The sequence below is a fragment of the Fontisubflavum oceani genome (assembly GCF_030407165.1).
Classification (GTDB): domain Bacteria; phylum Pseudomonadota; class Alphaproteobacteria; order Rhodobacterales; family Rhodobacteraceae; genus Rhodophyticola; species Rhodophyticola oceani.
The window spans coordinates 524,288-545,799 of sequence record NZ_CP129111.1 but is presented as its reverse complement, the minus strand read 5'-3'; the positions used below and the strand labels follow the sequence as shown (position 1 = coordinate 545,799).

14 protein-coding genes and 3 pseudogenes are annotated in these 21,512 nt (G+C 61.1%); 3 read left to right on the top strand and 14 right to left on the bottom strand.

The window, feature by feature from the left end:
- The first annotated feature begins 49 nt into the window (after nt 1-49).
- Together QTA57_RS02810 and QTA57_RS02805 are read left to right on the top strand one after the other, a co-directional pair.
- A pseudogene (locus QTA57_RS02810) lies at nt 50-1,038 on the top strand (type I glyceraldehyde-3-phosphate dehydrogenase).
- The gene (locus QTA57_RS02805; RefSeq protein ID WP_290153465.1) at nt 1,035-2,483 is read left to right on the top strand and encodes an NAD-dependent succinate-semialdehyde dehydrogenase; all 1,449 of its coding nucleotides are present in this window, start codon (nt 1,035-1,037) and stop codon (nt 2,481-2,483) included. Before QTA57_RS02810 ends, QTA57_RS02805 begins: the two are co-directional and overlap by 4 nt.
- Here QTA57_RS02805 and QTA57_RS02800 read toward each other — a convergent pair.
- The 14 genes and pseudogenes from QTA57_RS02800 to QTA57_RS02735 all read right to left on the bottom strand — a co-directional run bounded on the left by QTA57_RS02800 (nt 2,480) and on the right by QTA57_RS02735 (nt 20,391).
- Nucleotides 2,480-3,187 (bottom strand): GntR family transcriptional regulator, encoded by a 708-nt coding sequence (locus QTA57_RS02800; RefSeq protein ID WP_290153463.1) that lies wholly within the window; start codon nt 3,185-3,187, stop codon nt 2,480-2,482. The genes QTA57_RS02805 and QTA57_RS02800 overlap by 4 nt on opposite strands.
- 56 nt (nt 3,188-3,243) lie before the next feature.
- A complete protein-coding gene (locus QTA57_RS02795; protein WP_290153462.1) occupies nt 3,244-5,244 on the bottom strand; it encodes a 3'-5' exonuclease in 2,001 nt (666 codons plus the stop codon).
- Nucleotides 5,245-5,297: 53 nt separating this feature from the next.
- Complete coding sequence (locus QTA57_RS02790; RefSeq protein WP_171557245.1) at nt 5,298-5,825, bottom strand: hypothetical protein; 528 nt, start codon at nt 5,823-5,825, stop codon at nt 5,298-5,300.
- 16 nt (nt 5,826-5,841) lie between these two features.
- Nucleotides 5,842-7,656: a DUF294 nucleotidyltransferase-like domain-containing protein gene (locus QTA57_RS02785; RefSeq protein ID WP_290153460.1), complete on the bottom strand. Its 1,815-nt coding sequence runs from the start codon at nt 7,654-7,656 to the stop codon at nt 5,842-5,844.
- 103 nt (nt 7,657-7,759) lie between these two features.
- The gene (locus tag QTA57_RS02780) at nt 7,760-9,529 is read right to left on the bottom strand and encodes a sodium:solute symporter family protein (protein WP_290153458.1); all 1,770 of its coding nucleotides are present in this window, start codon (nt 9,527-9,529) and stop codon (nt 7,760-7,762) included.
- Nucleotides 9,530-9,544: 15 nt separating this feature from the next.
- Nucleotides 9,545-9,805 (bottom strand): DUF4212 domain-containing protein, encoded by a 261-nt coding sequence (locus QTA57_RS02775; protein ID WP_145212558.1) that lies wholly within the window; start codon nt 9,803-9,805, stop codon nt 9,545-9,547.
- Nucleotides 9,806-9,906: 101 nt separating this feature from the next.
- Nucleotides 9,907-10,595, bottom strand: a pseudogene (locus QTA57_RS02770) (adenylate kinase).
- Between the two features lie 10 nt (nt 10,596-10,605).
- Nucleotides 10,606-12,478 (bottom strand): annotated as a pseudogene (gene acs, locus QTA57_RS02765) (acetate--CoA ligase).
- Nucleotides 12,479-13,285: 807 nt separating this feature from the next.
- Nucleotides 13,286-14,251 carry a LysR family transcriptional regulator gene (locus QTA57_RS02760; protein ID WP_145212549.1) on the bottom strand — a complete coding sequence of 322 codons (966 nt, stop codon included), beginning with the start codon at nt 14,249-14,251 and terminating at the stop codon, nt 13,286-13,288.
- A 15-nt stretch (nt 14,252-14,266) separates the two neighbouring features.
- On the bottom strand, nt 14,267-15,280 hold the full coding sequence (locus tag QTA57_RS02755) for an Ldh family oxidoreductase (RefSeq protein WP_290153456.1): 1,014 nt from the start codon (nt 15,278-15,280) through the stop codon (nt 14,267-14,269).
- A gap of 7 nt (nt 15,281-15,287) precedes the next feature.
- A complete protein-coding gene (locus tag QTA57_RS02750; protein WP_290153455.1) occupies nt 15,288-15,902 on the bottom strand; it encodes a DUF3726 domain-containing protein in 615 nt (204 codons plus the stop codon).
- Complete coding sequence (locus QTA57_RS02745) at nt 15,899-17,599, bottom strand: hypothetical protein (protein WP_290153453.1); 1,701 nt, start codon at nt 17,597-17,599, stop codon at nt 15,899-15,901. Before QTA57_RS02745 ends, QTA57_RS02750 begins: the two co-directional genes overlap by 4 nt.
- A 677-nt stretch (nt 17,600-18,276) precedes the next feature.
- Complete coding sequence (locus QTA57_RS02740) at nt 18,277-19,203, bottom strand: hydrogen peroxide-inducible genes activator (RefSeq protein WP_290153451.1); 927 nt, start codon at nt 19,201-19,203, stop codon at nt 18,277-18,279.
- Between the two features lie 267 nt (nt 19,204-19,470).
- Nucleotides 19,471-20,391, bottom strand: a complete 921-nt coding sequence (locus tag QTA57_RS02735) for a hydrogen peroxide-inducible genes activator (protein ID WP_290153449.1) — start codon at nt 20,389-20,391, stop codon at nt 19,471-19,473.
- A gap of 101 nt (nt 20,392-20,492) precedes the next feature.
- On the opposite strand from QTA57_RS02735, the gene QTA57_RS02730 reads away from it, so the two are divergent.
- A complete protein-coding gene (locus QTA57_RS02730; protein WP_290153447.1) occupies nt 20,493-21,458 on the top strand; it encodes a universal stress protein in 966 nt (321 codons plus the stop codon).
- The last annotated feature ends 54 nt before the right edge of the window (nt 21,459-21,512 follow it).

Here is a 21,512-nt window from a genome sequence, read left to right as displayed (position 1 = left end):
ACCTCTCCGCCCGCCCATGCATGACTGCACCTGCACAGGAGGGACAGCAATGCGCGTGCGGGTGGCAATCAACGGGTTTGGGCGGATCGGGCGCTCGGTTCTGAGGGCTTGGGCCAAAGGCGGTTGGCCCGAGGTCGAGATCGTCGCGATCAATGATATCGCGCCATTGGCGACCTGCGCCTATCTGTTTCAATATGACAGCGTCTTTGGCCCCTGGCCCGGCACGGTCGCCGAGGATGACATGTCGCTGATCATCGATGGCAAAGCGATCCCGTTCACCTGCGAAGCCGACCTGTCGGCTTTGGATCTTCGGGAGGTCGATATCCTGATGGATTGCACGGGCCGGGCCAAGGATCGGGCCGTCGCCGAAGCTGGGCTGGCCGCGGGCGCCGGGCGGGTTTTGATCTCGGGTCCGTCCCCCAATGCCGATCTGATCTTGGTCTTGGGGGCGAATGAGGATCGGCTGACCGCCAAACACCGTATCGTGTCAAACGCCTCCTGCACCACCAATGCGGTGGCGCCTTTGGCACGCGTGCTAGACGATGCCTACGGTCTGGAAACGGCCCTTCTGACCACGGTGCATTGCTATACCGGGAGCCAGCCAACCGTTGATGCGCCAACCGGTGATCTGGCGCGGTCCGCGCGGCGGCGCTCTCGATGGTGCCGACAACGACCAGCGCGGAGAAGCTGGTTGATCTGGTTTTGCCGCATCTTGCGGGGCGGATCACTGGCTCGGCTGTGCGGGTGCCCACGGCCAGCGTCTCGGCGGTTGATCTTGCCGTGATCACGCGCACCGCGCCGCAAGCCGATGAGGCCCGCGAGATGCTGCGGGAGGCGGCGGGATCGATCCTGGGCTTTACCGAGCAGCCCCTAGTCTCATCCGATCTGCGCGCCCGGCCGGAATCGCTCGTCGTCGCGGGGCCGGAGATCAAGCGCTCCAAAGGTGGCATGCTGCGGGTCTTTGGCTGGTATGACAATGAATGGGGCTTCTCCTGCCGGATGCTGGATGTGGCCGTGAAAATGGGAGAGTTCAGATGAGCGGATATCAAACCTGGCTGCGGCAAGCGAATTTCATCGCGGGTCAATGGGTTGGCGCGGATGATGGGCGCAGCATCGATGTCACCAATCCGGTCAATGGCGCCGCCATCGGGACGGTCCCGAATGCGGGTGAGGCTGAGACGATGCGCGCGATTGATGCCGCAGAGGCTGCCTTCCCGGCATTTGCTCAGATGCCATTGATGGAGCGATTGGGGCTCCTCTGGAACCTGCATGACGCCTTGATGGACAACCAAGCCGCCTTGGCCGAATTGCTTACCGTTGAGATGGGCAAACCGCTCGCTGAGGCCAAAGGCGAGATCGCCATCGGCGCGCAATATGTCCGCTGGTTCGCCGAAGAGGCGCGCCGCGCCAAAGGGGAGATCGTACCCGCTGGTGTCAACGGGCGGCGCATCTTGGTCACGCGGCACCCTGTCGGGGTCGTCGGCATGATCACGCCCTGGAATTTCCCCTCCTCAATGCTGGCCCGTAAACTGGCCCCCGCATTGGCCGTAGGCTGCACCGTCGTTGCCAAACCGGCGACCGCGACACCTTATTCCGGTCTGGCCTGGGCGGCATTGGCCGAAGAGGTCGGCTTCCCGGTCGGCACTGTCAACATCCTGACCGGTTCGGCCCGTGCGATTGCGGGCGCAATGATGGTGCGGCCCGAGGTTCGTAAGATCACCTTCACGGGGTCCACCGAGGTCGGCAAAGAGCTGCTGCGCGGGGCAGCCGATACGGTGAAGAAGGTTTCGATGGAGCTGGGTGGCAACGCGCCGTTTATCGTCTTTGACGATGCCGATCTCGATGCCGCTGTAGAAGGCGCGATGATCTCGAAATATCGCAATATGGGCCAAACCTGCGTCTGCGCAAACCGGATTTATGTGCAGGCCGGCATCCATGACGCGTTCGTTGAGAAACTGGCCGCGGCGACCCGGGCGCTCAAGGTCGGCGATGGGCTGGACGATGGCGTGGCCCAAGGCCCAATGGTGGATATCGACGCGGTGGAAAAGGTCGAAAGCCTGTTGGACGACGCCACATCCAAGGGGGCCAAGATTGCAACCGGCGGCAAGCGGCATGCGCTTGGTGGGCAGTTCTTTGAACCCACGGTTCTCACCCACGCGACGCAAGAGATGGCCTTCGCCCAAGAAGAGATTTTCGGCCCCCTCGCGCCGGTCTTCAAATTCGAGACTGAAGAAGAGGCGATTGCCATGGCGAATGACACGGTGTTTGGTCTCGCCTCCTACGCCTATACCAGTGATCTCGCGCGCGCGTTCCGGCTGAATGAGGGCCTGCAATACGGGATGATCGGTATCAATTCCGGCCTGATCACCACGGTCGAAGCGCCGTTTGGCGGGGTTAAGGAATCCGGCATGGGCAAGGAGGGCGGTAGCCAGGGCCTCGACGATTACCTCGATACAAAATACGTCTGTATCGACGGCATTTAGCCCTGCAAAACAATCCCATAGCCGACGTTCTCGGAAATCATCTTGAGAACCTGGCGGGCCAACACCCGGCCTGACTTGTCGCGGGCGACCCGGGTTAGGACGAGAAGGGCGGTGTTGCGATCCACTGACAAGGCCACGGATTCCGACATCGAACACATCTCAGCCGTGAGGCGGTCGGATATCTCTGCCGCCTCCAACCCATGGGCGGTCAAAAGTGCGGGCAGGTCTTCGGCGGCCTCTCCATCAAACGCCGCCAAAAGGCTCTCCGGCAACACAATCTCGTCGAGCGCAAACCGGTCATCCGCCAGTTTCAGCATACGTTCCGCCACCAACACCCGCGCCTCGCCCATCAGTTCAGCTTCATCGCTGTCGGCCCGGCGGGTGCTGCTCCGACTGCGGAATATCTCCAATGTCGGCGCGGTTCCATCAGGGTGCGAGAGCCGGTCGAAATCGATCTTGGGGCTTTTTGCGGTCGACGAAGCGGTTCCCGGCTTGGCCACGACCGTGCCGCGCCCGGGTTTTCGCGCCAGCAATCCTTGGCTCTCGAGTGTGATCAAAGCTCGGCGCATGGTGCCCTGGCTGACGCCAAATTCGTCGGCCAGACCAAACTCATTCGGCAGCCGACGTCCAACCTCCCATTCGCCACTGCGAATCCGGCGCAGCATTTCGGTTTCGGCTTTGCGGTAAAGCGGCACACGGGCCATGCTTTTGTCCTTTCAAGTCTCTTCTAGAAGAATATCCAAGGGCAGTCCGCCCGGCGTCAATTCAGATGCTCAATCAGGCGGGCATGTTTGTCGAAAGCTTTGATCGTTGCCCCTAAAGTGGGCAGCTCTGCTGCTTCGAGCATCGGTATCATTTTCCGAAACGCCTCGGCCGTGCCGATCGCGTCGCCAATTGCCGTGTGCCGATCGGCCTCGGGGATGACGATCCCCAAGCGGTCACAAACCGCGTCGAGCGTATGCTCCGCCGATTGCCCAAACAGGATCGCGGAACAGAGTACCGTGTCGAGGATCGGCTGGTCGAACCGCGCGCCGATCTCGGCCTCGCGACGTTGCAGGAAGCTCATATCGAACGGCGCGTTATGGGCGACGAGGACGGCGCCATTGGCATAGTCATGGAAGCGTTTCAGGGCCTCTACAACCGGCGGCGCACCGTCAACCATCGCATTGGTCACCCCATGCACATCGATGGAGGCTTGCGGAATCTTGCGTCCTGGATCGACGATCATATCGAACCGCTCCCCATCCAGTAATTTGCCATTCACGATCCGAACCGCTGCAATCTGGCAAATCTCATCCACTTGTGGGTTCAGGCCGGTCGTCTCCGTGTCGAACACCACATAGCTGAGCTGTTTCAGGGCTGCGCCCGACATCTCTTCGGGGATTTCCGCATGCAGCAGCTCGAAATCATACTGGATCACCCGCGCGCTACTGATCCGTGGCGGGCAGGCAAGCGGCAGAGTCAGGGTCAATCCAGGGGCCGCCTGGTCGATCTCCACCTTGGTGGCATGGGTGATCAGCACATCGCGGCCGGCAAACTGAGCCAGGCCCGGGCTGAGCGGGGTGTCGAGCCAGGTAGTAAGGGTTTCCGGATCGGGCAACGCGCCATTGGCTGAGAGGACAAGGCGTGCGGTGACCGGGCCCGTTTCCTCCAGGCGCAGCGACAGGCCAGTTGCGCCATCTCCGACCCAATCAAGCGCCAGACGTTCCAGAAGCCGGGTCACCGCGAACCCATCGCAGCGCAGCTTGGTTGCAGGCAGATCACAGGTGAGGGTCACACCCTTTCGCTTGAGCCTTGCCTTCAACGCGCCGCTCAAATTGTTCCCGGCCAAAGCCTCCATGGGCCACCATTCAGTATCCGTGGGCGCTTTTCGCTCCGCCGTCTCCGCCGCAAGGGCGGCCAAATCCGCGACCGCCGGGGCCTCCTGCGGCAAGGTGGGAAGCGCCGCCTCGACCCCGGCCAGAAGGTCATTCAGGAGGCGCGCCCGTTCGGCCTGTACCCTGAGATCGCCGGTGACATCACGGAGGCTGAGCACGTAACCGGGTTGTTTGGTTTCTTGGCCTTCCAGCCACATCAACCGCATCCGGGCTTCCAAAAGCTTGGCACCCACCTTCGTGGCGCAGAGAATATCCGCCCCCTCACGCGCCTCTGCCGCGAGCAACCTGTCATAGGCTTGCCGGACCGGTCCGGGCAGGATCACATCCGCCAGCGGACGGTTCAGGCCAAGCGCGGGGCTGTTCTCCAAAACCTCTCGGGCTTGCCCATTATAAAGCACCACCGAATGCTCGGCGGTGCAGAAGAGCACCCCATCGGGGACCTCGGCCAGCAGTGCCTCAAGCCGCGATTTCTCAAGCCCGAGCTTAGCTGTCTCTCGCCCGATCTCCAGCGCCATTGCATTGCGGGTTTCGGTGAGATTGGCCGCCACCGCCGCTGCCGCGTTGCCAAGATCACCCAGATACCGCGCCGGGGCGTGATCGATGTCGTGATCCACATCGGCATGGGCCCGGGCGCGCATATCGGCGGCCAGCCGTTCGACGGGACGAGCCACATGTTCGTCAAACAGCACCCAGATCCAGGTGCTCAGCCCGAAAATCGCCAGGACCCCGACAAAGCCCGAAATCACAAAGGACGACAGCGCATGGTCCTCGCCCAGACGCATGTAACCGATGGTCAGGCCCCCAATGACAAGCGCCGAGCCGCCAAGCGCCAGAAGGGCAAAGAACAGAAAGATCCGCAAACGCAGACTGAGATGGGTAAACATGGACTGCGGGCCTCCTTCTACCCGCGCGGATTGGCCCCTCCCGGCCGTGTCGTCTAGCTCGTGGCCTCCGTGCAAACGGCACTGAGCAGTGCGTCATCCTCGGGCACATCCCGCCAATCGGCGTTGAGCGGTGCGCCGTCTTGATCAAATTCCACACCGTCGATCACATCGGCCCGGCGGTTTTCCAGGCAATCCACCAGTGATGGGATCTCGGTTGTCGCGGCCCACCGGCCAAAGACATAAAGGTTCAGCAGATGGACGCCCGGTGCGGCGTCATTGGTGCGAACCGAGACACGATCCAGGGCCACGAATCCATCGACATAAGGTGCGGCATAGGTCCAAGGCCGCCACCAGGATGTGTTTTCTCGGGTTGCGACGACCTCCATTCCCTCCGGCAGGGCCTGCCGGGTGGTGTCATACCAAGAGTACTCGCTGCCAATCGTGGCCGCGATCATCGCGGCACCGGCGGCCACCGGCGTGGCCCATTTCGGGATCCGATCTTTCAGCACCGTCCGAAGCAGCAACACCATGCCAGCGCCGGCGAAACCGGCGAACAGCGTGGCCATGAGGGAGAGGAACATGCGCGTCTCTTTCTTGTTAGCTCAGCGGTCCGCCGCGCGATCCGGCGGCCGATTGCATGGTTTTGATCACCACAAAGGCGTCGCGCAGATGGCTGCGCTCGAAATCACTGAGGTCACTGGGGGACATGAAATTGTCTGGTTTCTCGCCGTGTTTGATCTGCGCGGCTTGATGCGCAAGCCGCGTATCGGCGATCATATCATAGGCGTCGATCAGGTCACGCCCGCCGGTGCTTGAGATAATCCCGGCCTCCACAGCCGCGACCAGCCGGGCCCGGGTATTGGCCTGGGTCAGTTCTCCTTGCAGGGCATAGATCCGGCCCAAATCGACGACGGGGACCACACCATTGTGTTTGAGATCAATGGTGTTCTTGTGCTCACCCGAGCGGACAGTGGCAAAGCCGCGGAACAGGCCAAGCGGTGGTGTGTGTTTCAGCGAGTTGGAGATCATATGCGCCACGAAGATGCTGTTCTTCGAGGACAGCGCGAGCGTCTCTTCCTGAAGACCCGCGAACAGGCTCTCTTCACCCCCAATTGGGCGCAGGTCATACATGACGCTGGCCAGCATCTGCGCCTCAGGGTCGGGTTTGTGGATCCAGCCGCTGAAATAGCGCCGCCAGACCTTGAGCGGCTGCCGCCATTTCGGGTTGGTCGCCATCATATCGCCGGGGCAATAGAAATACCCAGCCTCATCCAGCCCATCCGAGACGAATTTGGCCAGAGCGGCGAAATAGGCGTCATCTGCCTCCGTCGCGGCGTCGTCGAGGATCAGGCAGTTGTCCTGATCGCTGACGCCGGTCTGCTCCTGTCGCCCCTGACTACCGCAGGCGAGCCAGAGATAGGGCACCGGCGGCGGCCCAAGTGTCTCTTCGGCAAGGCTCAGAAGCCGCCGCGTTGCCGCGTCGCCGATATCGGTGATCAGACGGGTGACCACCTGATGCGCATTATGGGCCCCGACCAGTTGCACCAGGAAATCCGGGATGCGCGCGACGATCTTCGCGATGGTGGCGCTGTCCGGTGCCACGGCGATCTCACTGATCAAGGAGGCCGAGGAAGTGGCCTGCAACCGGGTCAGATCCGTCTGACTGAGGATGCCGACCAGCTTGCCGCCATCCACCACCGGCATGTGGCTGATCCGCCGCTCGATCATCGCCATCAGCACGTCCGAGACCAGGGCCGTCGGCGGCAGAGTGAGTGGGTTGGCTGTCATCACGTCGCCAAGCGGCGTGTCATAGGAGAGCCCCTCGGCAAGGACCCGGTTGGTCAGGTCCTTAGTGGTTAAAATCCCCGATAAGACACCGTCGTCATAGATGACCAGACAGGAGACCTTGCGATCGCGCATCTTCTGCGCCGCGGACATGAGGCTGGTTGAGGGCGCGCATGTGATCGGATTGCGGGTCATCACATCGGCGATGACCAAGGTCATAAGGTCTTGCTTGCGGGTTTGCGCGGGCCTGGAACGATCAAAGAAGCGCTTGATCGATGGGTGATCCGAGACAAGCCGGCGGAAGGTCTCCGCCGGGATCGCTACCAGAGTTGTCGCTTCTGCCGCCGTTGCGGTCACGGCGGCAAAGCCATCTTTCATCAAGCCACGCTCGCCAAAGGAGTTCTTGGGGCCAAGGATCGAGACAAGCGCGCCGGTCGTATCTGTGATATGCACCTGGCCGCTCAAGATCAGATAGAGCGCATCTTGCAACTCTCCGACCTTATAGACTGCCTGACCGGCCTCGAGGGTCAGCTCCGCCAAATCCCCGGCCAGCAACGCCTGATCTTCGGGCGGCAAGCTGTCATAGGGGTGCGTCTGGGTCAGCAATGTCTCAAGATCGATGGTCATGGGTCTGATCATCCAGTTAAGAAAAAAGGCGCATCCCGATCAGGCGGGATGCGCCCATGTTGTGATAGGGCCCACGGTGTCGCAGGCCCTAATGGGCGATCCCCTAGTGATCCACCGCAGCGCCAGCGCCACGCGGGATCCGAACGGATTCCACGAGGTCCTGGATTTCCTGTGGCGGCGCAGCGGTTGCCCGCGACACAAGATACGCAACCAGGAAGTTGGCCAGCGCACCGATTGGCCCGAAATGAGTCGGCGGAATGCCGAACAGGTAGTTCGCCGAGGTGTTCTCCAGCATGTTGGTGCCAGGAATGAAGAACCAGCCCAGATAGGTGAACAGATACAAGCAGGTCACGATCAGACCGGCCAGCATCCCCCAGGTCGCCCCGGCGGAGTTCATCCGTTTGGAGAAGATCCCCATCATCAGCGTCGGGAAGAGCGACGCCGCCGCGAGACCGAAGGCCAGGGCCACGGTTTGCGCCGCAAAGCCTGGTGGGTTCAGGCCCAGATAGGTCGCCAACACAATCGCACCGGCCATCGATATCCGGGCGGCAAGAAGTTCACCGCGTTCGGAAATATCCGGATTGATCGTCGACTTGATGAGGTCGTGCGAGATCGCCGACGAGATCGCCAGAAGAAGACCCGCCGCTGTGGACAGCGCCGCCGCCAGACCGCCGGCCGCGATCAACGCGATGACCCAGCCCGGAAGCTGCGCAATCTCTGGGTTGGCGAGCACGAGGATGTCACGGTTGAAGGTGACAAGCTCATTGCCCTCCCAGCCACGCTCGGCCGCCAGGGCCTGCATCTCTTCGGAGTTGTCGTTGTAGTACTGGATCCGACCGTCGCCGTTTTTGTCTTCGACCGCCAAAAGGCCAGTCACAGACCAGGTCTGGAACCAATCCGGCAACTCATCTGCCGCAACGGCTTCACCTTGCACACCTTCGGGCCACATCGTGGTGGTGATGTTCAGGCGCGCCATGGCCCCAACCGCAGGTGCGGTCAGATACAGCAGTGCGATGAACACCAACGCCCAACCAGCGGACCAACGGGCGTCGGCCACTTTCGGCACCGTGAAGAAGCGGATGATCACGTGCGGCAGACCTGCGGTACCGATCATCAGCGACAAGGTGAAGAGCGCCATCAGCCAGGGGCTGGTCCCCGTGGTGTACTCGTTGAAGCCCAGATCGGTCAGCAGACCGTCCAGCGTGACAAGCAGAGGCTGACCCGACGCAGTGTGCTCCGAGAACAGACCCAGACCCGGGATCGGGTTGCCGGTCAGCTGCAGCGAGATGAAGATCGCCGGAATCGTGTAGGCGATAATCAGAACGCAGTACTGCGCCACCTGAGTGTAGGTGATGCCTTTCATACCGCCCAGAACCGCGTAAACGAACACGGTTGCCGATGCGATGATCAGGCCGGTGGTCACATCCACTTCCAGGAAGCGCGAGAAAGCCACGCCAGCGCCGGTCATCTGACCGATCACGTAGGTCACCGAGATCACGATGAGGCAGACCACCGCCACCACGCGGGCCGTGTTGGAGTAATACCGATCACCGATGAATTCCGGCACCGTGAACTTGCCGAACTTCCGCAAGTAGGGCGCAAGCAGCATCGCCATAAGCACATAGCCGCCGGTCCAACCCATCAGGAAGGTGGAGTTGTTGTAGCCAACGAAGGCAATAAGGCCCGCCATCGAGATGAACGAGGCCGCCGACATCCAGTCCGCCGCCGTTGCCATCCCGTTGACGACTGGGTTCACGCCGCGACCGGCGGCGTAAAACTCCGATGTGGAGCCCGCGCGGGCCCAAATCGCGATACCGAAGTAGAGGCAGAAAGACAGCCCCACCACGATAATATTGAGTGTTGTCTGATCCATGGTCTGGTCCGTCCCTTACTCTTCGTCCACGCCATGTTCCTTATCGAGCTTATTCATACGCCAGGCGTAGAAGAAGATCAGGAACAGGAAGACGAGGATCGATCCCTGCTGGGCAAACCAGAAGCCCAGATCGGTTCCGCCCACTGCAATACCGCTGAGAAGCGGGCGCAATAGGATCGCAAAGCCGTACGACGCAATCGCCCAGATCACCAAGCAGATGGTGACCAGGCGGATGTTCGCAGACCAGTATGCGTTATTATTTGGCTGTTCTGCCATTGCTTACTCCCTTCGAGTGACGTCCGGCAGGCCCTCCTTGACCTGACGGACTTGGTACCCGCCGCCACCCGATGTCTGGTTCGGGCCGCGGCGAATTCTGGTTAAGACGCCGTCGTCAGTTCCCCGACGATGGCGTCAAGTGCCGTGGCGATGTCGTCGATGCTGCCCATGGCAGGCACCTCGGTCAGCGCATCGCGCGCGGCGTAATAGTCGATCAGCGGGGCGGTTTGCGCGTGATAGGCCTGAAGCCGCGTGCGCACCGTTTCCGCATTGTCATCGGCGCGGCGCTTCATCTCCGTCCCGCCGCATTTGTCGCAAACCCCTTCGGCTTTGGGCTGTTTGAAATCATCGTGATAGCCCTCGCCACAGGCGGCGCAGGTGTAGCGCCCGGCCACACGGGCGATCATCGCCTCGTCATCCACCTCAAGGCTGATCACCGCGTCGATCTTCTGATCCTTCTCGGTCAAAAGCCGGTCCAGCGCCTCGGCCTGTGCATCTGTCCGAGGAAAGCCATCGAGGATCGTGCCTTTGGTGACATCCGGCTGCTCCAGTCGCTCTTTGAGCACCGCCAGCACGATCTCATCAGAGACCAGCTCGCCAGCTTCCATAACGGCTTTCGCCGCCAGGCCCGCAGGTGTGCCTGCGGCAACCGCGCCGCGCAGCAAATCACCGGTGGAAAGCTGCACGAGCCCGAACCGCTCTTCGAGCATCCGGGCTTGCGTGCCTTTGCCGGCCCCGGGGGGCCGAGCAAAATCAGGTTTACGGGGCGGGTGATGGTCTCTGCTGTCATCTGACCCGTCTCACTTATTGGCCCGGTTTTCGATCAACTCGTCGACCACCGAAGGATCGGCCAGTGTCGAAGTATCCCCAAGCGACCCGAAATCATTCTCAGCAATCTTGCGCAGAATGCGCCGCATGATCTTGCCGGAGCGGGTCTTTGGCAGGCCGGGGGCCCATTGAATGACATCCGGTTTGGCAATCGGGCCGATTTCACGGCGCACCCAGTTCGAGAGCGTCACTTTCAGCTCATCCGATGGCGTCTCATCATTCATCAAGGTCACGTAGCAATAGATGCCCTGACCTTTCACGGGATGCGGGTAGCCGACCACTGCGGCCTCCGAAACGGTCTCATGCGCGACAAGCGCGGATTCAACCTCGGCTGTCCCCATACGGTGGCCAGAGACGTTGATCACATCATCGACGCGGCCGGTGATCCAATACTCGCCATCCGCGTCGCGGCGGCAGCCATCACCCGAGAAGTAGTAGCCTTTGTAGTCGCTGAAATAGGTCTTCACGAAGCGGTCATGATCGCCCCAGACGGTGCGCATCTGACCCGGCCAGCTGTCTTTCAGCACCAGAACGCCCTCAACATCGTTGCCTTCGATGATCTCGCCAGAGGTTGGCTCCAACACCAGCGGCTGCACACCGAAGAAGGGTTTCTGCGCCGCGCCGGGCTTCCAGCTCGTGGGCGCCGGGCAGCGGCGTCATCATGTGGCCGCCAGTTTCGGTCTGCCACCAGGTGTCGACGATCGGGCATTTCCCCTTGCCGACATTCTCGTTGTACCAGTTCCAGGCCTCGGGGTTGATGTTCTCCCCCACGGTGCCAAGCAGTTTCAGGCTGCTGAGGTCGTATTTCTCAACAAAGCTGGTGCCCTTGGCCATCAGTGCCCGGATCGCTGTGGGGGCCGTATAGAACTGATTGACCTTGTGTTTCTCGCAGACCTGCCAGAAGCGGCCCGCATCCGGATAGGTCGGCACGCCTTCGAACATCAGGGTCGTGGCGCCATTGGCCAGCGGGCCATAGACAATATAGCTGTGACCCGTGACCCAGCCCACATCCGCCGTGCACCAGAAGATGTCGCCGTCATGATAGTCGAAGCTGTATTGATGGGTCATCGACGCATAGACGATGTAGCCACCCGTGGTGTGCACCACGCCTTTGGGCTGTCCGGTTGAGCCAGAGGTGTAGAGGATGAACAGCGGATCTTCGGCACTCATCTCTTCTGGCGGACAGTCGGATGAGACGCGGCTGGCAACATCATCATACCAGATGTCCCGGCCACCGACCCAGGCGACTTGATCACCCGTGCGCTTCACGACCAGACATTTGGTGTCGATCACATTGTGCAGAAGCGCCTTGTTGACGTTGTCTTTCAACTCGGTGACGCGCCCGCCCCTCGGAGCGCCATCAGCCGTGATCACCAGCTTTGCGCCAGAGCCGTTGATCCGGGCACCAAGCGCGTCGGCGGAGAACCCGGCGAAGACGATGGAGTGGATCGCACCGATCCGGGCACAGGCCAGCATGGCATAGGCAGCTTCGGGGATCATCGGGAGATAGAGAACGACCCGATCGCCCTTCTTGACACCGCATTCTTTCAGAACATTGGCAAAGGTGCCGACCTTTTCGGCCAGCGTGTTATAGGTGATGTGTTGCGCCTCATCACCGGGCTCATCAGGCTCAAAGATGATCGCGGTCTGATCACCCCGGGTCGCCAAATGCCGGTCAATGCAGTTGGCCGAGACGTTCAGCGTGCCGTCTTCGAACCATTTCACATGGACATTGTCATGTTCGAAAGAGGTGTCTTTGACCTTGGTGAAGGGCTTGATCCAATCGATCCGCAGCCCGTGTTCGCCCCAAAACCCGTCCGGGTCGTTGACCGAGGCGGCATACATCTCTTCGTAACGGGCGGCGTCAATATGGGCACCGGGCAGCAGATCGGGGGTGTCTTTGGGCAAGGTCTCTCTCCCTTAAAGAGTCGCGGGCTCAGGTTCCCATCGGCAAAAACGCGTTGAGCCATGATGGGCCCGCATTGGGCCCGACGCGTTCTGCGTTTCCGGAAAGCCGCGCGAGCAATACGCTGACTTTGACCGGGGCCCGCATCATCGGGCCGAATTCAATGGCTAGCCTCCCCCAACCGTCTCTTGGAGCGTTGCATCGCGGGCCGCCCGGGTCTGTTCTCCTCCCCCGGATGAGCGCGACTTAACCCTCCTATGATTGGCTCCGAACCGGGTCCTCACGTCCCCATTTACGCAACGGCGCCAATGTGCGTGAGGTTACAGGAATTCGTTAAATCCAGAACATCTTCCTGACGTTCCACGACTTTCCTGTAACAGGTTTTCATGTCGCGGCGCAGAAATTGTAAATATTTTCTCAATTTCACAAAAGTGTGAGGCGTTTCAACGGGTTCATTAGATCGGCGCTGTAAGGCTATCCATCGAACACCGCCGCGATGCGGCGGAAGTCGCCTACGAAGCGGAAAGCATCGCTGGACTCGATGTCGCAGGTCCCGCCGAAGCGACGGCGATTGCGAAAGAATCATTCGTGTGGCGAGCCAAGAAACTCATTTGATTCCGCGACGGCATCGTGGCCCATCAGTTTCAGCCTGTTCACATCTCCCAACATCATCCCATTCTCGGTGATTTGCGGAACTGGAAGCCCACCCGATGTCCCGCATTTGGTTGGTCATCAACGCAGATTTGTCAGTCCAGAACCACGAACTGGCTTGCCAGCCACGGCATGGCTTCCAGTCCAGGTGTGGTGAAATGCAACGCGATCAACTCCCGTGCAATCGCTGCGATCTGGCCGGGAATATCGCCAGTCCAATCTTCGCTGGCATAGAGAACGATTTGCCGTGACGCGCCTTCATTGGGCAAAGGATGCGCATCAATGCCGCCCGCAAACCGCCCGGCGCGGAGCAGGCTCAAAGGCGTTGTGATCGTCCAGCCCTTGCCCCCTGCGACCAGGGCGCTGATGGATTGGTTGGAATCCATCTCAAACCGCTGCGGCGGCGTCCATCCGTGGCGACCGAGATATTCTTCGATCTGTTTGCCCATGATCTGATCCATGTCCCGCCGAAGAAAGGCCATGTCAGTAAGGGCATTGAGCCCGGCGGAGACATCGGTCCCTCGCGGCACTGCCAGAATGTAGGGGTCATTCAACAACGGATGGGTCACGGTTCCGGGCGGGGCCGTCCGCCCCGCGGCGCAGATCGCGATGTCCAATTCTCGCGCACCGATCAGGGCCTGCATCGCGTGGCTCGCCCCGGTCTGCAGCCGAAACGCGCAGTTTTGCATAGTCTCGGCCAGCCGCGATGTCAGGGTCGGTGTCACCTCGTTCTCGAAATCTTCGATCACCCCCATTCTGAGTGCCGAAAGCCCTGACAGGTCGAGTGTCACCAAATCGCGTTGTCCCATCCGAAGGGCTGACAACGCTGCCTCGACCCGGCGCAAAAACAGCCGCCCCGCGGCAGTCAATGTCATCGGGCGGCGCGAATGGTCGATGAGCTCAATGCCCAGAGCCGCATCGAGGTTCTTCAACTGTTGCGAGACTGCGGGGGCGCTCATGCCCAAGCGCTCCGCCGCGCCCGCGACCGAGCCGGTACGAGCGAGCGCCTCGAACACTTCCAACCCTTTGATCGAGACGCCCTTGAGGGCGCTATCAGGCATCTGATCCTCGTCTCGTCATGAGTTGATGATCCGTTCCAAAAGGTCTTGCGGCACGATCACCCCATCCGCCTCCGTGCGGGCCCGGGCCGCCGCTCGGGTGCTGCCGGGAAGCCGCGCGCCGTCTTGGTCCGCGATCGCGGCTGCCAAGTCTTCGATTCGTGCACCAAAAGCGCCGCCAGACAGCGCGCCTGTCTCAACGGCGATGAAGCATTGCCCGGTGCGCGGCGGTCCACCCAGTGGGCCCGAGAAGGGGGAGGCATCTTTGCCCAAAGTTGCCCCGGCCAACGCCGCCGCGAAGACCTCAACCATCAAACCGGCACCAAACCCCTTATATCCGCCGGCCGGCGCCATCGACCCTTTGAGAGCCGCCTCGGCATCTGTCGTCGGCGCGCCGGTGGCATCAAACGCCCAACCCTCTTCGATGGCGCGTCCCTCTCGTGCGCGCAGCATAATCTCAGATTTCGCGATTGCGCTGGCTGATTGGTCGATCACAAGCGTTGCCCCGCCCGCACCATCCGGTACGCCAAGCGCGAACGGGTTGGTGCCGACGACCGGTGTTTTGCCGCCCCAGGGCGCAATCGACGCTGGCGCATTGGTGAAACACAGGCCCAACAATCCAGCGTCGGCGATCCGCTCTGCGTGATGGCCCAGAACGCCACAATTGTAACTGTTATGAACCGTCATCGCGGCGATGCCTTGGGCTGTCGCGGCCTCGATCAGAGAGTCGAAGCCCGCGTCGATCGCCGGATGTGCAAAGCCATCTTTTGCATCGACTCTCACAGCACTGGGCTTGGGGCGGTGGACCTCTGGTTCGGCCAAGCCCTCCACTTTGCCGCAGCGCAGATGTTCCGCATAAATCGGCACATACATCAATCCGTGACTGCGGATACTGTCGCGCTCAGCGGCGCGGGTCGATCGCGCGACGGAGGCCGCCGCCCGATCGCTGGCACCTGCACGTTTCAACGCATCGCGCGCAAGCGCCTCCACATCGTCTAGGCCGAGGATTTCATTCATAAGCCATTCTTTCATCAGGGGGTCAGTCAGCGTCAATCCCATCTGCACCTGCCCCGCGGGTGCGTGAGGTCTCTGTGGTGGGAACGCGCGTTTTTGCCGCGAAGCTTTCGGCCTCAGTCCAGGCTGTGGCACCGGGCGTTTGGCGGCCCAAGCCAGGTGGGTGTTGCGCCATACCGGGTTGCAGCGTGATCAAAATGTCCCGGCGGGCGGGGTCGTTATGCGGTGCCCCCAACAAATGCCCGGCGTCAATTTTTGCTGCGATTGCCCCGTCCAGCGTGATCCGCTGTTCGGTTTGGGTGGAGGCCCACCCGGCAAACCCTAAAAAGAGAGCTGGGCTATCGTCCAGGGTCATACAAACGGGGCCATCACCTGTGAGTGCTAGGTCAAGCGCTGACGGTCCGACAAGGGCGACAGGGCCGGGGCCTATGCGCCAGATGTCGTCGCCGTTTTGCCAGGCTTCAACGGGGCTTGGTGCCGATTGCAGCGCGTCGAGCGCGATGCCAACGCCATTCGCCCCTTGCGCGGATAACCAAGCTGCTGCCGCGCCGATCTCGGCAGCGATCCCTTGCGGCCAACCGGCACCGCGCGCCGCATCGTGCATCTTTTTGGCCACTTCATTGAGCGATGGTGTGATCATGCGGCGGTCGCGCGTGGCGGTGACCAGAGCGCCCAGCCATCTGGATCGACCTCAGCGATCTCGCCGACCAGAGGCGCACCTTGGCAGAGCGTGATCCGGGTCCAGCGGTCGGATTTTGGATCAAACCGGGTGGCGCCGAAAAACGCGAGTTTGAAGCGCAGCAGATCAATTGGCAGGCAGGCCTGCCCAATGAGGTTGTCGCGAATCTCTCCATAAGGATGGGTCGCGATGCTCTGCACACGGTCGACCACATGCCGCTGATCTGGGCGGCGCATTAGAAACGCCGCGACGCTATCGGTGGGGTGCGCCTCTCGCAGCGCCCGGTCGAGGCCTTGCACCTGGCGCGCAATGTCCAGCGGGGTCTCCAATTCTCCGCCCGGTTCTTCAGCCCGAACACCCAGCCTCGGTTCCGCCTTATCTTCGGAGACATACCAGAACTGATGGGTCTCACCGGGGTCGTCGAAATCTATCTTCAGGGCCCAGGCATAGGTTTGCCGGATGATCGTTGCGAGCTCGTCCAAGCGCATCCGTGGCGACAGCCGTTTTGGCACTCCGGTTTGCATCTCCATCGCCAAATCATCGATCAAAGCGCCATAGGGCTCCATCATTACGGCATTTAGGCATTCCTGCGCTTCCAGGCCATACGCCAGGGCCTCAAGGCTCAGGTTTTCCCAAGGGTGGGGCGCGTCCAAACATCCGGTTCTCGTCAGATCGCGGATCGCAGACAGGTCGCGCCGAAGGCCGTGGATGCGCGCCATCTGGGTCGGGTCCGCGACATCCCAATTCTCCACATGGGCGATGGCTTGGTCCAGGGTCTGTGCGAATGCCGTTTTGTCCGATGCGCTTGCCGTTGGCAGGGCGCGTATCCGAGCCAAGGCCGTCTCGCGGGCCAAAACCCAGGCATGGGTTAGCTCAGGATGGGTCGCAAGAAACGGCGCCATGCCAAGGCCGGTTGCATTGCCGATACCCAAAAGCCGCTTGTTTTCATTCGACAAAGACACGGCCCGTTCTGGTGCACGGGCCTTGGCGATGTGGTCGACCAAGTCATGTGTAAAATGCCGGATCAGCCAAACGGTGAGCATCTCGGCCTGAAAGGCACCGCCAAGCGCCGGTCGCCCGGCAATTTGGGCCCGATCGGCCAAGCCGAATTTGCCATTGCCATAAACCGCCGTCGTGCGCATGAGATACCCGGTCGCGAACAGCTTTTCGGTGTCCGGCTGCTGGCCGTTGGCCAAGGCATCGACCACATGATCAAACAGACGAACGCTTTTGTTGGCGCGGCTCAACACCAACTCTCGCGGCGAGACGCGGCCCGCCTCTTGGAGCGGCACATTGGCTTCCAGCCGATCTAGATCCCCCCGCGTCGGCAGCCCATCGAACAGCGCATAAGTCGTGTCCCATCGTTCGGCGATAACGCGGTCGGTTCGGTCGTCGGTGTCCAAGGCATGAGAGAAGGCAACCAGCGCATAACTATGCCCACCGAGGGTCAATGTATAAACGGCCCGACCATATCCTTCGGGTGTCATCTCCCATAACCGTCTGGTCACGCTGACTTTGTCTTGATGCAGTCGGCGCATCAAAACACGCAGGAAACTCAGCCTGGTTGGAAAGCTTGCCCCCATCCGCGCCAGTCGCATCACCATATCCGGCGGGCGAAGCGCCAGCGTTTTGGGGGGGATATGGGTCAAATCATTCATCTGAGTTTGCGAGCACCTGATAAAACTTGGCCTACTAGGTGCCGCCCATGATGCCAGTGATTTTGGATTTGTCGAATCCGACAGCGGTCAGGCCCTGGTGGCAATACAGAACATCGCGGATGTCCCAAAGAGAGATTGGCCGTTGCAGGGCGTCGCGGGGACCGCGCGTGACTTCGCCGGCATTAACCTGGTTTGTCCGGTGCCCGACGTGTGTCGGGAGAAGAGGCTCCCCGGGTCTGCGCCCATATTGCGCAGCATCGATATGGATCATGCGGCCTGCCATCCTGGTTGCAAGTTGGCGGAGTTGAGCAAGAAACCCCGGCAACTGGCAAGCGCAAAGGTGAGGCGCGCCGGTTGCCAATAGGTTACGAAAAAGGCCGGGGCGCGGGTTTTTTGTAACCTGTCGGGTGATCTCCGCGACCGGTGCGGACCACGCTCGGTAGCCTGGTTTTGCCGAAAGCCTCTTGACCTTCGCGCAGTATGAGGCCCGGCGCATATTTGGCGATGAACTTCGCGGTATGCTAGATGGCCACAGCCCTACGAGGCTTATGCCGCCAGCAACCATCGCGTCCATTGCCCGGTGTCCTCATGAGGCGCCGGAAGGCCACCGGGCGCTCATGAGCGTGTTCTGCTTGGCTGCCCACCACGTCGCGGCCTCATGCGGCGCGGCTTGTGGCTTAACCTTCGATCACCAGATCGGGGAACCGACCTGCGGTGTCGCGGATCAGCTGCGCCAGCCGCTCATAGGCGCTTGCGGCCCCCGTGGCGGAGCGCCAGACCAACCCGACGGAGCGCGAGAACCGGCGGCCACGGAACGGTCGGACGACAACATCCTGGGCGCGGTTTTCAATTTCGGATTTGACATAAAGCGTCGGCAGGAAGGTGACGCCCATCCCCATCGCCACCATTTGACGAAGGGCATCAAGCGAGGTGCCTTCGTAATCCCGTGACAGCGTGGCGCCGGTTTCAAGGCACACTGCGGCAATCTGATCATGCAAGGTGTAGCTAGGTGAGAGGGAGAGAATCGTTTGATCCGACAGATCGGGCCCGTCGAGCATCTCTTTCTCTGCCAGTGGATGATCAACCGGCAGGGCCACCGACAGCGGCTCGCGGAACAGCCGGGATGTGGTGAGCGCCGCCCCAGATACCGGCAACTGCGTCAGGATCAGATCATGCATCCCATCGTTCAACTCACGAAGAAGTTCGCGCGGGGAGGCTTCGCGGATATAAAGCCGAAGGTCGGGGTGGCTGCGATGCAGATCGCCGACCACATGCGGCATCAGATAGGGGCCGAGTGTGGCAGAGGTGCCAAGACGCAAGGTTCCGCCCAGGCCCGATTGCAAGGTCACCGAGAGGTCGAGAATCCCTTGAGTCGCGTCAAGGATATCGCGGGACCGGGAGGAGACTTCGCGCCCCGCCAGCGTGAGCCGCACCGGTCCACGACCGCGTTCGACCAGGGTCAGGCCAAGCGCATCTTCGAGCGTTTTGATCTGCACGGAGAGCGAGGGTTGAGAAATGCCACAGGATTCAGCGGCTTCACGGAAATGGGCGGTTTCTTCTAGCGCAACAAGATAGCGCATCTGGCGCAAAGTGAGCGGTGGCACGGAGACAGGCATAGGATGCTCGTTAGTTTTTTTCTATCGAATGTTCATATGCGATTGTATTTGCCTTTTGCAAGAGTTGTGAAAGAAAGGATCATGTGGAGGGGATGTGGGCACGCGCATCTCCGCCGTCGGTGACGATGCTCATGCTGGTTGTTTAGTCCCTTCCAGTATTCACGGACTCGCAGCGTTACCATTGGGCGATCCTTACCTGACCCCTGCCGTCAGTCAGGCGGGGATCGCCCTTAACTTTTCTGCATCATGGATCTGTCAGTCGATAACCGTCACCTCAGGGGCGGCCTCGCGCAATATGCGGCGCAAGATTTGCGCCAGTTCAGCAAATTCCCGGCTGCGGGGCGCGGTTTTGCGCCAGACCATACCGATGGAGCGGAACGGCACCGGACCGGCTAGAGGGCGCGATGTCACCAGCGCGTTTTGGGTCACCTCGGATCGGACATAAAGCGCAGGCAAAAGCGAGATGCCAAGCCCCATGGCCACCATTTGCCGGATCGTATCAAGCGACGTGGCCTCATAATCGAGGCTCAGCTCGGCGCCGGTATCGGCACAAATCTGTTTCATCTGTTCGTGCAACCTGTGCCCCGGCTCTAGCGTCAAGATCGTCTCGCCGCGCAGGTCTTCCCGGGCAACCTGTGGGCGGTCGGCAAGCGGATGGTCTATCGCGGTCACGGCCAAGAGCGGCTCGCGAAAGAGCCGCGCGGTATTTAGATCTGCGCCGGTGACGGGCAAGGGGAAGAACAAGAGATCAAGACGGCCTTCATCGATGCGCGTTAGCAGGTCGGTGGCCAGCCCCTCACGGACATAGAGCCGCAAATCGGGGTGGCTGGCATGCAGATCGGGGATCACCAGCGGCAAGAGATAGGAGCCGAGCGACTGTACGACGCCGACGCGGATCGTGCCGCCAAGCGGGTGCTGGCCCTGTTTCGCAATCTCTTGGATATCCGAGACATCGCGCAGGATCGCCCGGGCGCGTGCGGCAATCTCCGCCCCGGTCGGGGTCAGCACGACGCGGGCGCGTGAGCGTTCGACCAACTGGATGCCGAGTTTCGCCTCCAGCTCTTTCAATTGGCCGGAAAGCGTTGGTTGGGTCACATGGGCGCGTTCGGCCGCGCGGCGGAAATGCAGCGTGTCGGCGACGGCGACCAGATAACGAAGCTGTTGAAGCGTGGGCATGTTTTTGATCGGTATTATCTATCAAAACCGATTTTAGTTTCGATTGGCCCAATCGACAAGCGCGCATTATGTGTCCGTCAACCGAATTTGGGTGAGCTGCGGTGAAACGCTTTAAGAGCATTCTGACAGTCCTGACCGAAGACAGCCTGCATGAGGTGGCTTTGGAGCGGGCGTTGTATTTGGCCAAGGTCAATGGCGCGGCCTTGACCTTGGTCGATGTGATTGATGCGGCCCCGGGTGAGTTGGCGCGGCTTTTGTCCGCGATCCAGGGGCATCGCGGGGCGGAGATCGAAGAGGATGTGATTGCCTATCACCGGGACCGCCTCGCAAAAATGGCAGAGCGGGCTCGCGCAGAAGGCGTCGAGGCCACCGAAGCGGTGTTGCAAGGCAGTGTCTTTGTCGAGGTCATTCGCATGGTGCTGCGCGAGGGGCATGACATTGTGATAAAAGGGGCCACGGCGGCCCCGCACGGCAAGGGCGTCTTGAAGGGCGTCGATATGCATCTGCTGCGCAAATGCCCCTGCCCAGTCTGGATGTTGAAGGGCCCGGGCGACGGGAATTTCGACACAGTCCTGGCCACGGTTGACCCGGATCCTGAAGGCGAGACAGTGCACAACAAACTCGACCATTTGGTCATGGATCTGGCGACCTCGCTCGCCGAGCGTGACAAGGCGGTCTGTCATGTGGCGCATGCCTGGCGGTTGCAGGAAGAACATGCGTTGCGCCACGGGCGGTATACGTCGAAATACCAAGGTGAAGTGGATCAGATGGTCGAGCGCGAACGGGGAGAGGCAAAGGCCCGCTTCGATGCGCTGATGGCCGACTACCCGCAGGTGGAGCGGGACAATCTGCATATGATTAAGGGTCTGCCCGGCGACGCGATTGCGGAATTTGCCGAGGCTCTTGGCCCGGATCTGATCGTGATGGGCACAGTGGGGCGGACCGGCATCAGCGGGTTCATAATGGGCAATACGGCCGAGACGATTTTGCACCGGGTGGATTGCGCGGTGATCGCGGTGAAGCCGGAGGGGTTTGTCTCTCCGATCACTTTGGAAGCAGCGGGATAACGCGGCCTTTAAGGGGCCGAGAAGACAGGGCTGGCGAGGCCCAGGAACGAGAAG